Here is a 12795-nt window from a genome sequence, read left to right as displayed (position 1 = left end):
GGGCCTACCCAGTCTACCGGGCGGCCGTCTAAATGTCAGATGTCCGTCCAATTCAGGGCGCGTGGCCCGTCTGTCAGTCCCCGCCTACGCCCGAAAGCCAGTCACAAACGGTGCGGTGGCGGAAGCTGTCCTGCCTCGGCCACCATGGTGGTAACCGGGCACTGAACCGGTTCCAGAAAGAAGGAATGACTGTATGAAGATCATGCGCCTGGGAGACAGCGGCAATGAACAGCCGGCCGTCCTGATGCCATCCCAAGACGGAGCCGGCCGGTACTTCAGCCTGCTGCCCCTGACCAGGGATGTGGACGGCGCCTTCCTTGCAGCGGGAGGGCTCGGCAAAGTCCGGGAAGCGCTGGATGCAGGTACCTTGCCGGTCCTTGAGGAAGCAGCCCGCCTCCGCGTCGGAGCACCGCTGGCACGCCCGGGAGCAGTGGTGGGCATAGGCATGAACTACGCCGCCCACGCGGCTGAGTCCGGCTCGGCACCACCGGAGATTCCGGTGGTGTTCCTCAAGCCCACCAACACTGTAGCGGGGCCCTACGACCGCGCCCCCGTGCCGCCGCAATCGAGTAAATATGACTGGGAGGTGGAACTGGGCATCGTCATCGGCAGGGAAGCCAGTTACCTCGAGTCCGTGGCCGAGGCAAAGAAGTGCATCGCCGGTTACGTTACCGCCAACGACTTATCCGAGCGGGAGTACCAGCTTCCGGGGGCTGCCGGGCAGTGGACCAAGGGCAAATCGCTGCCCGGCTCAACACCACTGGGGCCGTGGCTTATTCCGGCTACCGACATTGACGGCGGGAACCTTCGGCTGCGCAGCTGGGTCAACGGAGAAGAGCGGCAGGACTCCACCACGTCGGAACTCATATTTGACGCACCCACCCTGGTCCACCACTGCAGCCAGTACATGCGGCTGGAGCCCGGCGATGTGATTCTCACCGGGACTCCAGAGGGGGTGGCCCTGAGCGGCCGCTTCCCCTACCTCCAACCGGGCGACGTCGTCGAGGTGGAGGTAGAGGGGTTGGGGCGCCAGCGCCAGGAACTGTACCGTGCAGGGCAGCCCCGGACCGGGCATCCTGCGGAGCAGGAGCAGGAGCAGGAGCAGGAGCAGGAACAGGAGCAGGAACAGCCGCAGGGGCAGCTGCAGTCCCGCTAGCCGGCCTTGACCGCCAGGACCGGGCAGTCCGCCTCCAGCAGGATCCGCTGCGACACACTGCCCATGATGAGCTTGCCCACCGGCGTACGCCGGCGCAGGCCGATCACGATCAGCTCGGCGTTGTTCTCCTCCGCGGCATCCAACACCTCGGCGGCGGCATCGTGTCCACGGACCGGCTGCTTGATCACGTGGTCGATGCCCTGGGTGGCCAGCCGGTCCTCAATGCTCTGGATCTCTGGCTCCTGGGCGTAACGGTTGTCCACCAGGGCGTCACCCTTGGAGGAATTGATGACCAGCAGCCTGGTGTTGCTTTTCCGGGCTTCGTGGATGGCCTGGGTCAGGGCTGCTTCACCCTCGGGGGTCGGGACGTATCCCACCACGATGGTCATGGTGTCTCCTTGATTCTGCTGGTTGAGGGTAGTTGGGGTTCGGCGACATATTCTGCAGCCGCTTGCTAGTCGCTGTAGTCGGCTGCCCCGGAATTGGCGGGAAGCAGTGGCTTGCGGGTCTGTTTGTTCCGCCGGAACAGCTTGAAGAGCAGTGGCCACAGCAGGATGAGTCCCACGATGATGTAGACCACGACGGCGATCGGTTCGCCCAGCAGCCCGGAAGGATCACCGCTGGAAAGCTGCAGCGCCTTGCGGAGCTGGTCTTCCAGTCGCGGACCCAGGATGACGCCGAGGATCAGCGGAAGGACAGGAATCCCGAAGCGCCGCATCATGAATCCCAGCGCGCCCAGTACCAGCAGCAGTACCAGGTCGAACGCCTGCAGGTTCACGGAGTAAGCACCAAGTGTGGCGAAGAAGAGGATGCCGGCGTACAGGTACGGCCGCGGCAGCTGCAGGAGTTTCGCCCACATCGGAGCCAGCGGCAGGTTGATCAGTAACAACAGGAGGTTGCCAATGAACAGGCTGGCAATCAGCGCCCAGACCAGGGGACCCTGGCTGGAGAACAGCTGCGGACCCGGCTGGATGCCGTAGGAGGTGAACGCCGCCAGCATGACGGCTGCCGTCGCGTTGGTGGGCAGGCCCAACGCCAGCATGGGAGTCAGTGTTCCTGCAGCGGCGGCGTTGTTGGCGGCTTCCGGTCCGGCTACTCCCTCGATGGCGCCCTTGCCGAATTCTTCAGGGTGCTTGCTGAGGCGTTTTTCGGTGACGTAGGACAGGAACGTGGGGATCTCGGCCCCACCTGCAGGCAGTGCGCCGAAAGGGAACCCGAAGGCTGTTCCGCGAAGCCAGGGCTTCCAGGAGCGTTTCCAGTCGGATTTGCCCATCCAAGGCCGTCCGACCGGAATGGCCTGGAGTGGCGTCCGGCGCAGGTGGGCGGCAACCCACAGGGCCTCGCCGACGGCGAAGATCGCCACGGCCACCACAACGATGTCCAGCCCGTCGGCCAGCAAAGGAATGCCGAATGTCAGGCGCGCCTGGCCGGAGCCCATTCCCACCAGGCCGATGGCCAGGCCGAGGCCAAGGGCGGCGAAGCCGCGAAGCCGGGATGCTCCCAGCACGGCGGTGACAGCCAGAAGAGCCAGGACCATGATCGCAAAGTAGCTGGGAGCGCCGAGGCTGACGGCGAACTGGACCACGACCGGTGCGCAGACGGCCAGGAGGGCGGTGCCGATAGTGCCCGCGACGAAGGAACCGATGGCAGCCGTGGCCAAAGCCTGCGCAGCCCGACCGGCCTTCGCCATCTTGTTGCCTTCGATTGCCGTGATCACCGAGGACGATTCCCCGGGTGTATTGAGCAGGATCGAAGTGGTGGATCCGCCGTACATGCCGCCGTAGTAAATGCCCGCAAACATAATGAACGCGCTGGTGGGCTCCAGGGCATAGGTGACAGGCAGCAGCAGCGCCACGGTCATGGCCGGGCCCAGCCCGGGGAGGACGCCAACGGCGGTACCCAGGATTACGCCGATGACGGCGTAGAGAAAGTTCATGGGGGTGAGGGCGGTGGCGAAACCGTCCATGAGGGAGGACCAGACGTCCATTACAGAATCCCTTCCAGGAGGCCGGCGGGGAGGGGGATGCCCAGGCCGAGGTAGAAGCCATAGAAGGTCAGCACTGACAGGCCGAGGGCGATGAGGGCATCGCGGACGTAATGCCTGCTGCCCAGTGCCCAGGCGCAGCCCCAAAAGAGGACAGTTCCGGAGATGACCCAGCCTGCCCAGTCGATCAGCAGGATGTTCAGGACAAAGGCGCCAACCAGCGGGAGCACGGTTTTCCAGTCGGCCGGATGGGTCAGGTCGATGTCCTCGCCGCCCTCGGCCTCCCCTTGACCGCCACGCAGCACGTCGACAGCCAGGAATACGGCACAAACGACCAGCAGGCCGGACACCAGGTAGGGAACAGTTTTTGGCCCTACTGGATCAGTCTGGGAGTACGTGATGGCCAGGCTGTTGGCGTCCAGGAAGACGACGACGCCGGCCACGCCGAGCAGGAGGGCTACTCCCAGCTCGGCGCGGCCTTTCAAGCCTGAGGCAAGGGAGCTCACGCCAACCCAAGCTTGGTCAGGACGTCCGCCACCCGCTTGTCCTGCTCGGTGAGGAACGATCCGAACTCGTCACCGGTGATGAACGCGTCGGTCCAGCTGTTCTTCTTGAGGGTTTCCTTCCAGGCGTCACTCGCGTGCATCTTTTCCAGCGCGGTGATCATCTTGGCCTTGTCCTCGTCGCTGATCCCCGGAGGAGCCACGACGCCGCGCCAGTTGGTGAACACCAGGTCGATGTTGGATTCCTTCAGCGTGGGGGCGTCCACGCCGTCAAGGCGCTCTTCGCCGCTGGTTGCCAGGACGCGCACCTCGCCGGATTCAATCTGCTGCAGGTACTCGCCGGCTCCGGAAGCAGCGAAGCCGAGCTTGTTGCCGAGGATCGCGGGCAGGAGGTCCCCGCCGCCGTCGTAGGAGACAAAGTTAACCTTCGTGGCATCAATACCGACCGCGCCGGCAAGCTGCATGGGCAGCAGGTGGTCCGGGCCGCCGGGGGAGGAGCCGCCGCCAACCGCGATGGAGCCCGGATCAGCCTTCCATGCCTTCACCAGGTCATCAATGGTCTGGAACGGGGAGTCCTTGCTGACCATGATGGCTCCGGGCTCCTCAATGAGGCGGGCCAGCGGAGTGGTCTCAGTCAGTTTCGATTCCGACTTGTTGGTGTAGCTGGCGCCGACAACGCCGAGGCCCATAAGCATGGCGAGATCGCCGTTGCCCTTTTCGTTGACCACGCGGGCCAGGCCCACCGTGCCGCCGGCGCCGGCGAGGTTAAAGACTTCAGTGTTCGTGGAGATCTTCTCGTCATCGAGGACCTTGGCTGCTGCGCGGGCGGTGGTGTCGTACCCGCCACCCGGAGTGTTGGGAACCATGATCTGCAGCCCGGTGATGGGTCCGGCAGCGGCGCCGGAGCTTTGCGATCCGGTGGAGCTGTTGCCGGTGGCACCGCAACCGGTGGCCATCAGGGCGATGCCGGCGGCGACGGCGGCGACTCGCAATGCGCGGATTTGGCGCATGGTGTTCCTCTTCTCAGTGATGCATGTTCTACGGGGATGATCAGCGAACCTGACCTTGTGCTTTGATGCTAGGTCCATCCGTGACGGTGATCACTCTTGTGTACGCAGAGAAAGTTAAGTTCATTTCGTTCACGTTTCCGAATCCTGTTCCGGCTCCGGCAAAGGGTGCCGGGTGGGCACAGCAGGAGTCCCCGCTGGTTCACCCATGCCCTGCGGTATAGTTCCGATACGCCGGAAGGGGACGGGCGGCGCGCTCCTGCGCACCAGGGCCGGCTGCACTTGAACCACCACTAAAGGAATCCACGCAGTGACGCGACGAAGAGGAATGTCCCTCGCCGGGCAGTACCTGGTGCTGCAGTTGCTGATTGTCCTGGCAGTGCTGGTAGCTGTCGTGGCCATTTCCCTTGCCCAGTCTGCTGCGGCCTTTGAGCGCACTGAGGGCCGCAGGGCTTTGTCCGCCGCAGAAGCCCTGGGCAACACCCCGGCGGTACGGGCATTGCTGCCGGCGGCAGAACCAAGGATTGGCGCGGCCCTGCCCGCTGTGGCCGAATCCGTCCGCACCGTTTCAGGATCGTCACACGTGACGCTTGCAAAGTTGGACCGGACGATAGTTGCCGCCTCCGATCCAGGCCTGCTGGGCAAGCCCCTTGAACTGGGCGCCAGCAGGGTCATGGAAGGTCGGGCCTGGACTGGCGTGGTGGGCGGAAGCGGCAAGGCCATGTTGTCCGCCCACGTGCCGGTACTCGACGACGCCGGAAAAATGATCGGCATCGCCTCCGTCAGCCGCAACTACCCCTCCACGCTTGAACGGCTTGGGGACGCCGTTCCCAACCTCCTGACCTATCTTGGCGTCGCCAGCGTCCTGGGCGTAGCCGGATCCCTGCTGCTGGCCCGGCGGGTAAAGCGGCAAACCCTGGGTATGGAGCCCAGCGAAATCACGGGACTGGTGGAAAACCGGGAGGCAATGCTGCAAGGCCTGAAGGAAGGTGTGGTCGCGCTGGATCCGAATGAGCGCATCACTGTCGCGAACGACAGCGCCCGGAACCTGCTGGGACTATCGGCGGACTGCGTAGGCAGGAAGCTCGCCTCGCTTCCCGTTGACCCTGCCCTCAAGATCGTCCTGACCCGTGAGCAGGCGGATCCGGACCAGCTGGTGCTCGTGGGCGAGCGCCTGGTGGTTGCGAACAGGGTCCCGATCCGCTCCCGGGGCCGAAACATTGGATCCGTTACTACCCTGAGGGACCGCACGGAGCTGTCCTCCCTGGAGCGTGAACTGGGCGCCACCCGTACCGCCACCGACACCCTCCGTGCCCAGGCGCACGAGTTCGCGAACCAGCTCCACGTCATCTCCGGACTGATCCAAATCGGGGAGTACGACTCGGTGGTGCAGTTCGTCAACGGGGCCACCGTGGACCGGACCCGGTTGAACGATGAGGTGACCAGCAGGATCCAGGACCCTGCGCTGGCCGCGTTGCTGATCGCCAAGTCCAGCCTCGCCACCGAACGGGGGGTGGTCCTGCAGCTGGATCCGGGCTCTGTATTGGGGGCAGTGAGTGAGGAGTTGTCGCGGGACCTGGTCACCGTGATGGGAAACCTTGTGGACAATGCCTTGGACGCCGTCACCGGCCTTCCGGATGCGGCCGTCCGGGTGCTGGTGGAGGACTCGAAGGAACTGGTCACCGTTACGGTACGGGACACCGGGCCCGGTGTTCCGGATGAGGCGCTCGAGGCTATTTTCCGTCAGGGTTTCACTACCAAGGAAGCAGGGCCGGCGGATGTCCGGGGCTTCGGTTTGGCCCTCTCGCGGGTCGTGTGCCGCCGTTCCGGCGGTGACCTCACGGTTGCCAACAAGAACGGCGCCGTCTTCACTGCACAATTCAAAAGAGGGCAAGCGCAACCATGATCAAGGTTCTTATAGTTGATGACGACTTCATGGTGGCCAAGGTCCACGCCGGGTTCATCCAGCGGACACCCGGCTTCGTCGTTGTTGGGGCTGCCCATACCGGCGCCCAGGCTGTCGTGGAAACAGAGCGGCTGCAACCGGACCTGGTGCTGCTGGACATCCATCTTCCGGATATCAACGGCCTGGACCTCATGCAGCGGTTGCGGGATGTGGCACCCGAACTGGACGTGCTGGTGATCAGCGCTGCCCGGGAAGTGGAGACTGTTCGAAAGGCCCTGCGCGGCGGGATTGTGCACTACCTGATCAAGCCGTTTTCGCAGTCCGACCTGCAGGAGCGCTTGGAGCATTACCGGAGCGCCTACCAGGGCCTGGATTCAGCCAAGGACGTGGCAGAGCAGTCGGACGTGAACCGGGTGTTCGGCCTGGACCGTACAGAGCGGCCGCTTCCAAAGGGCTGCAGCATCGAGACGCTGAAGCTGGTGGAGGCAACGCTCAATGCGGCCGACGGCGACCTGTCCGCCGCCGAGGTGGCCGAACAGCTGGGAACATCGAGGGTCAGCGCCCGCCGGTACCTGGAATACCTGCACGACGAAGGGAGCCTTGAGGTTCGACTCAAGTACGGAGTGGGGCGCCCGGAGCGGCGCTACGTCCTCAAAGGCCAGTAAAACGGCGGCCGGCGGCCTAAGCCCCCGGGCCGTTGCCTCAGTGCTCCCCGCCCGGCGGGGGCCGGGTAGGAACGCAGGGGGCGCCGCGTGAGGACCATGACGACGATCATTAGCCAGTCAAGCCAAATGGTGTTGCCGAAAATCTCGATGCCACCGATGGTGGGATGTTCCGCCTTGAGTCTGCCCAGGCCGGACTCCACCAGGACCACCCCGGTGGGCCGCTGGTAGGTTCCGCCCTGTGCTTTCTCCAGGGTTCCCTGGGGGCGGCGGGAGGGTGGAGCCGCAAAAGGGACCGCCACAGAGGGATCAGCGCAGCAGGGTCTCGATCAGGCGCGCGGCGACTTTGGCGGTCCTGCCGTCGATATCGAACCCGGGGTTCAGCTCTGCGACATCCAGGTGCAGCAGCTTGCCGGACCGGGCCACCTGGCGGCACACTGCGCTGATGACTGCAAGCGGTACACCGTACGCCGCCGGCGCGCTGACGCCCGGGGCCACGGCCGCCGGCAGCACGTCAAGGTCTATGGTCAGGTACAGGACGTCGACTTCCGCGAGGAAAGCTGCCACGAAGTCCTGCACGCGCTCCGCCCCGCAGTCCTCGTCGAGCAGGTACCGGACGCCCAATTTCTCCGCGGTGTCGAAGAGGGCACGGGTGTTGTTGGGCTCGGAAATGCCGACGACGGCGTACTGGAAGTCCCGTCCGGCGGCGGCCTCCGCCCGGGCCATCTGAAGGAACGGCGTCCCGGAACTGGGTACGGGTTCATCGCGCAGGTCGAAGTGTGCGTCGAGGTTCAGGACGCCCAGCCGCTGGCCACCCTGGACGGCAGCGGATCCGGCCACGCCCAGGTAACTGGCATAGGCGGTCTCGTGGCCGCCGCCCAGCACCACGGTGAGGTGCCCGTCGTCGAGCATTGCCGCAACGGCTTGGCCGGTGCGCTCCTGGCCGGCTTCGAGATTGCTGCCGGTAAGCACCACGTCCCCGGCATCGGCAACAGGCCGGTTCAGATGGAACGCCAGCGGCCCGAGGGCGGCACGGAGCGCGGCCGGGGCGGCGGCTGCTCCCGTCCGGCCCTTGTTCCGGCGCACGCCTTCATCGCTGCAGAAACCGAGCAGGACGGCGGGCTTGGGTGCCGCGGCCGTTGCGGTTCCGCCTTGGTATGGCGTGACAGCCTGCCACCAGCGGCGGTGTTCGGCCCCCTCACCGTCAAACCTTCCGTTCCAAGGCTTCGGCGGGACATCGACGGCGCGGATTGAGGCAGGCATGCCCCAAGCTCACCGCATGCCGGCCGTCAAAACCAGCAACGCCGCCGTTGTAATGTCTGGAATCCAAGAATCCGCCGTCGAAAACAGGACCGAAGCCCGCTCATCCCTGCAGGGCACCGAAGGGGCTATGGTGGAGCAATCCCTTCCGGGGACCACAATGACATTTTGCCGCGCCAGCAGGGCGCAATGATCCAGGCCGGAGAACAGCATCGTGTTTGAAGCCCCCAATATTCTTTTTGCCGCTGCAGGCGTGGCGGTGTTCATCGCCGCGGTGCTGCCCAAGCTGCTGCGCAACATGCCGTTTTCCATGCCGATGGTTTTCCTCGGGGCCGGGATGGGTGCCTTCGCGCTTATTCCCACGCTTCCCGACCCGGACCCAATGGCTCACAGCGATTTTGTGGTGCACTTTACGGAAATTTGCGTCATCATCTCGCTGATGGGCGCGGGGCTGGCCCTGGACCGGCCCGTTGGGCGCAAGCGCTGGGCCACCACCTGGCGGCTGCTGGGGATCGCCATGCCGCTGTGCATCATCGCCCTGACCCTGCTGGGGCTGTGGTTCCTCGGCCTTGGATTGGGGGCGGCCCTGCTGGTTGCTTCCAGTCTCGCTCCCACAGATCCCGTCCTCGCCTCGGAAGTCCAGGTGGGCGAACCGGCAGACCACGACGACGGCGCAGAGAAAGAGGATGAGGTGCGCTTCGGCCTCACCTCCGAGGCCGGCCTCAACGACGGACTGGCGTTCCCGTTCGTCTACCTCGCCATCGCGATCAGCATCGTCGGATCATCTCCGTCCGCCTGGTTCCCTGAGTGGTTCGGGGTGGACGTGCTCTGGCGCCTCGCGGTCGGGCTGCTGCTGGGTTTCCTGACAGGGAAGGTTCTGGGCCGCGTGTTTTTCTCGGCGCGGAAGGAAAGCTTTCGGTTGTCCAACCATTCGGAGGGCTTCGTGGCGCTGGCTGCAACATTCCTTGCCTACGGTGTCACCGAAATGGTCGAAGGCTACGGGTTCATCGCGGTGTTTGTCTGCGCCGTAACCATCCGCGCCGCTGAGCACACGCACGGTTACCACCGTGTCCTGCACTCGTATGTGGAGCAGTTGGAACGGCTCCTGACCGTGGTGATCCTGGTCCTGCTCGGCGGCGCCATCGCCCGGGGGTTGCTTGAAGGGATCGGCTGGATCGAGGTATTGGTGGCGCTGGCGTTCCTGTTGGTGGTCCGCCCGCTGGCAGCCTGGGTGGGGTTGCTTGGCGGGAAGACCGGCCCGCGGGAGCGCATTGCCCTGTCATTCTTCGGAATCCGCGGCATTGGTTCGCTCTACTACCTCTCCTACGCGCTGGGAAAGGGACAGTTCGGGGACCAGGCGGAGTCGCTGTGGGCGATCGTGGGGCTGGTGGTGGCCCTGTCCATCGTGATCCATGGCGCCACCACCTCGCCGCTGATGAACCGGCTGGACAAGCTGCGCGAAAAGAAGGCCCTGGAAGTTACCGGGGACGAAGGCCTGGCTCCCAACACTCCGGTATAGCAGGCCTGTGCCGGCCCGGCCTGGTCCGGCAGCTACATGCCTACAGCGGCCTCGATCGGTCCAATCGCGAAGAACAGCAGGAACGCCCCGGCCACGGCCCACATCAACGGGTGGATGTCCTTGATCCGGCCCTGAACCGTACGAATCAGGACGAACGCGATGAATCCGGCACCGAGTCCGTTGGCGATGGAGTACGTGAACGGCATCAGCGTAAACGTCAGGAAGGCGGGAATCGCTATGCCCCAGTCCTGCCAGTCGATCTTGCCCACCTGGGACACCATCATGAAACCCACCACCACTAGCGCCGGGGCAACGGCCTCGAAGGGCACCAGGTTGATCAGCGGGGTGAAGAACATGGCCACTAGGAACAGCAGGCCGGTCACGATCGAGGCGATGCCGGTACGGGCACCTTCGCCAATGCCGGCGCCGGCTTCGACGTAGATTTGGTTGGAAGATACCGAGGCGCCGCCGCCGGCGATAGCGCCGAGCGCGTCCACCTGGAGGACCCTGTCTACGTCGGGAATGTTGCCGTGCTCATCTACCGTCCCGGCCTCGTTCGCAAGGCCAACCATCGTGCCCATGGCGTCGAAGAAGATGCTCAGCAGGATCACGAAGGCCAACAGCGTGGCGGCCACGAAGCCCAGGTGCTCGAAGGCGCCGAACGGGTTGGCCTTGCCGATCAGGGACAGATCAGGGGCAGCCCATTCAGAAAACGTAGGAGTTACCAGGGACCAGCCCTGCGGGTTGAAGGGTTTGCCCGGCTGGACGCTGGGGCCGATATGCAGTGTCATTTCCAGGATGACGGCAATAACAGTGGACGTGATGATGCCGATCAGGATGGCGCCCTTGACCTTGCGCACCACCAGGGCGATGGTCAGGATCAGGCCAAAGACGAACACCGCGGTGGGCCAGCCCAGGAGCTTGCCCTCAAAGCCGAGTCCCACCGGAACGGTAGTGCCGGCCACGTCCGGGATGCGGCGGACGAAGCCGGCATTAACCAGTCCGATCAAGGCAATGAACAGCCCGATGCCTACCACAATCGCCGTTTTGAGCCCCTCCGGCACAGCCCTGAACACTGCGGTACGGAAACCGGTGAGGACCAGGATCAGCATCGTGACGCCGGACAGGACCACCAAACCCATCATGTCCGGCCAGGTAAGGCCGGGGTTGGTGGCAACGGTGACCGCCACAAACGCGTTGACCCCCAGCCCGGTGGCCAGCGCGAAGGGATGCCTTGCCCAGGCTCCCATCAGGATGGTGAGGATGCCGGCCACAAAGGCCGTGACGGCGGCAACTGCAGGGAACCCGAGGGTGTTGCCGCTGGAGTCCGGGACGGAGAGGATCAGGGGGTTGAGCACCACGATGTAGCTCATGGCGAAGAACGTGGCGAAGCCGCCGCGGATCTCGCGCGAGAAGTTGGAGCCGCGCTCGGTGATCATGAAATACCGGTCCAGGGCAGAGCCTTGCTTAAGCATTAGTCCTCCGGGGGGTCTTTTGGGATACCTGAATCCTATGGGGGCTCCGGCAGGCGCGCCGTCAATTTCGCCTAGTCTGTTAGGAAGCCAACATCAAGGGAGCAGTCCAAGCATGCGTTCCATCCGCCACGTACTGAGCATTGTCCTCGGGTCCTTCTTTTTTGCTGCCGCTGTCATCGGCCTGGCAGGACCGGCAGCAGCACATGACGCCGCCGAATCCAGCACCCCTGCCGAGGGCGCAACAGTGGCGATACCGCCGGAGCAGGTATCAGTGACCTTCAGCAACAACCCCTTGGGTATCGGCGCATCCTTCTCCATCAAGGATGCCTCGGGCGCCGAGTGGGCGGAGGGGCCGGTGGACATCGTGGACAACGTGGCCAGCCAAAAGCTCAAGGCGGGCGGCCCGGCAGGGCAGTACACGGTCGCCTGGCGGGTAGTCAGTTCCGACTCGCATCCCATCGAGGGGACCTTCACCTTTACGTCGGCTTCGGCAGCCGAAGGCGCGGCTCCGGCAACGGGTTCGACGGCGGCCGCTACAGTTCCCGGCATGGGCACCGCTGAGCCGGGCGCGACGGCGGCCCCGGAAACCGCAGGTTCCGGGGAACCGTTCCAGTGGAGCATCGTCATTTTCGCGGCGGCCGCGGTGGGCTTGCTGGCCACCCTCGCCGTCCTCGCCCGCCGCAGCCTCGCAGCGGGCACCGACGACGAGAGCTGACCGGCCCTAGCAGGGCAGGATCGCTAGGCTTCCGGTATACGCGGGAGCCGCGTTGTCCGGGTTGACCTTTGCGGAAATCGCCTGGCCCACCGTCTTTGCCTGGCGCAGGACCTCCTTGGGGGAGGGGGTAATCAGCTCTCCCACGCCCACCAGGTAGATGCCGATGGCCCGCATGGCGGCAACGAGGTTACGGCCCACCGAGATGCCGAAGTCGTTAATCATCCGCCGGAGCTGGCTGTGCGCGCACCGCGTCAGCACAATATGGTCGGCCAACAGGATGCCGGAGGGTGTTTGGACCTCCCACTGCGGGTGGGCAGCTCCCGTCACTGCACCGTCCACCTTGGTCAGTTGAACGGCACGCGTGGTGTTGCGGACATCCATATCGTGGCTGGCGGCGTAGTTGCGCAGGTGCCGCAGAATCTCGTTCCGTTCCCGCAGGTTGGCCGAGTCCGCGGCATCGCAGCGCTGCAGCGAAGTGGTGTTCGCCGGCTGTGCGGCGCCCAGGATGTCCAGTCCCTCCACCACGATCGGATTCACCCCGCGGCGGCACAGTTCGGCAGCTACGGCCAGCCCGGACAGGCCGGTGCCAATGATCACAGTGGTGGTCT

General features: G+C 64.9%; 13 protein-coding genes. 5 read left to right on the top strand and 8 right to left on the bottom strand.

Going from position 1 to position 12795, the window contains the following annotated elements; genetic code table 11:
- Positions 1-193: 193 nt before the first annotated feature.
- The gene (locus AC5RWX_RS23980; protein ID WP_494098795.1) at positions 194-1156 is read left to right on the top strand and encodes a fumarylacetoacetate hydrolase family protein; all 963 of its coding nucleotides are present in this window, start codon (positions 194-196) and stop codon (positions 1154-1156) included.
- Here AC5RWX_RS23980 and AC5RWX_RS23975 read toward each other — a convergent pair.
- The 4 genes from AC5RWX_RS23975 to AC5RWX_RS23960 all read right to left on the bottom strand — a co-directional run bounded on the left by AC5RWX_RS23975 (position 1153) and on the right by AC5RWX_RS23960 (position 4653).
- Complete coding sequence (locus tag AC5RWX_RS23975; protein ID WP_231456192.1) at positions 1153-1545, bottom strand: universal stress protein; 393 nt, start codon at positions 1543-1545, stop codon at positions 1153-1155. The genes AC5RWX_RS23980 and AC5RWX_RS23975 overlap by 4 nt on opposite strands.
- A gap of 65 nt (positions 1546-1610) precedes the next feature.
- Positions 1611-3143 carry a tripartite tricarboxylate transporter permease gene (locus tag AC5RWX_RS23970; protein WP_494098794.1) on the bottom strand — a complete coding sequence of 511 codons (1533 nt, stop codon included), beginning with the start codon at positions 3141-3143 and terminating at the stop codon, positions 1611-1613.
- Positions 3143-3646, bottom strand: coding sequence for a tripartite tricarboxylate transporter TctB family protein (locus AC5RWX_RS23965; protein ID WP_494098793.1), 504 nt, complete (start codon positions 3644-3646; stop codon positions 3143-3145). The genes AC5RWX_RS23970 and AC5RWX_RS23965 overlap by 1 nt, the downstream gene beginning before the upstream one ends.
- Positions 3643-4653: a Bug family tripartite tricarboxylate transporter substrate binding protein gene (locus tag AC5RWX_RS23960; protein WP_494098792.1), complete on the bottom strand. Its 1011-nt coding sequence runs from the start codon at positions 4651-4653 to the stop codon at positions 3643-3645. The genes AC5RWX_RS23965 and AC5RWX_RS23960 overlap by 4 nt, the downstream gene beginning before the upstream one ends.
- A gap of 325 nt (positions 4654-4978) precedes the next feature.
- On the opposite strand from AC5RWX_RS23960, the gene AC5RWX_RS23955 reads away from it, so the two are divergent.
- Both AC5RWX_RS23955 and AC5RWX_RS23950 read left to right on the top strand, forming a co-directional pair.
- Complete coding sequence (locus AC5RWX_RS23955) at positions 4979-6556, top strand: sensor histidine kinase (protein ID WP_494098796.1); 1578 nt, start codon at positions 4979-4981, stop codon at positions 6554-6556.
- Positions 6553-7221, top strand: coding sequence for a response regulator (locus tag AC5RWX_RS23950; protein WP_494098791.1), 669 nt, complete (start codon positions 6553-6555; stop codon positions 7219-7221). The genes AC5RWX_RS23955 and AC5RWX_RS23950 overlap by 4 nt, the downstream gene beginning before the upstream one ends.
- On the opposite strand, the gene AC5RWX_RS23945 is transcribed toward AC5RWX_RS23950, so the two are convergent.
- Complete coding sequence (locus tag AC5RWX_RS23945; protein WP_494098790.1) at positions 7200-7520, bottom strand: hypothetical protein; 321 nt, start codon at positions 7518-7520, stop codon at positions 7200-7202. The two genes, AC5RWX_RS23950 and AC5RWX_RS23945, sit on opposite strands and share 22 nt — an antisense overlap.
- A gap of 7 nt (positions 7521-7527) precedes the next feature.
- The gene (hutG, locus tag AC5RWX_RS23940; RefSeq protein ID WP_494098789.1) at positions 7528-8481 is read right to left on the bottom strand and encodes a formimidoylglutamase; all 954 of its coding nucleotides are present in this window, start codon (positions 8479-8481) and stop codon (positions 7528-7530) included.
- A 211-nt stretch (positions 8482-8692) separates the two neighbouring features.
- On the opposite strand from hutG, the gene AC5RWX_RS23935 reads away from it, so the two are divergent.
- Entirely contained in the window at positions 8693-9997 is a 1305-nt protein-coding gene (locus AC5RWX_RS23935) for a cation:proton antiporter (RefSeq protein ID WP_494098788.1), read from the top strand.
- Positions 9998-10029: 32 nt separating this feature from the next.
- Here AC5RWX_RS23935 and AC5RWX_RS23930 read toward each other — a convergent pair whose 3' ends face one another.
- Positions 10030-11472, bottom strand: a complete 1443-nt coding sequence (locus tag AC5RWX_RS23930) for an NCS2 family permease (protein WP_494098787.1) — start codon at positions 11470-11472, stop codon at positions 10030-10032.
- Between the two features lie 112 nt (positions 11473-11584).
- Here AC5RWX_RS23930 and AC5RWX_RS23925 point away from each other — a divergent pair, with 112 nt between their 5' ends.
- Entirely contained in the window at positions 11585-12187 is a 603-nt protein-coding gene (locus AC5RWX_RS23925; protein ID WP_494098786.1) for a copper resistance CopC family protein, read from the top strand.
- Positions 12188-12193: 6 nt separating this feature from the next.
- Here the strand turns inward: AC5RWX_RS23925 and AC5RWX_RS23920 are convergent.
- On the bottom strand, positions 12194-12795 hold a 602-nt coding region (locus AC5RWX_RS23920), incomplete at its 5' end, for an NAD(P)-binding protein (RefSeq protein WP_494098785.1).

Source organism: Arthrobacter sp. SPT-J7 (assembly GCF_059089965.1).
The sequence above is the reverse complement of the archived record's forward strand: the minus strand, read 5'-3'. Positions and strand labels throughout refer to the sequence as shown.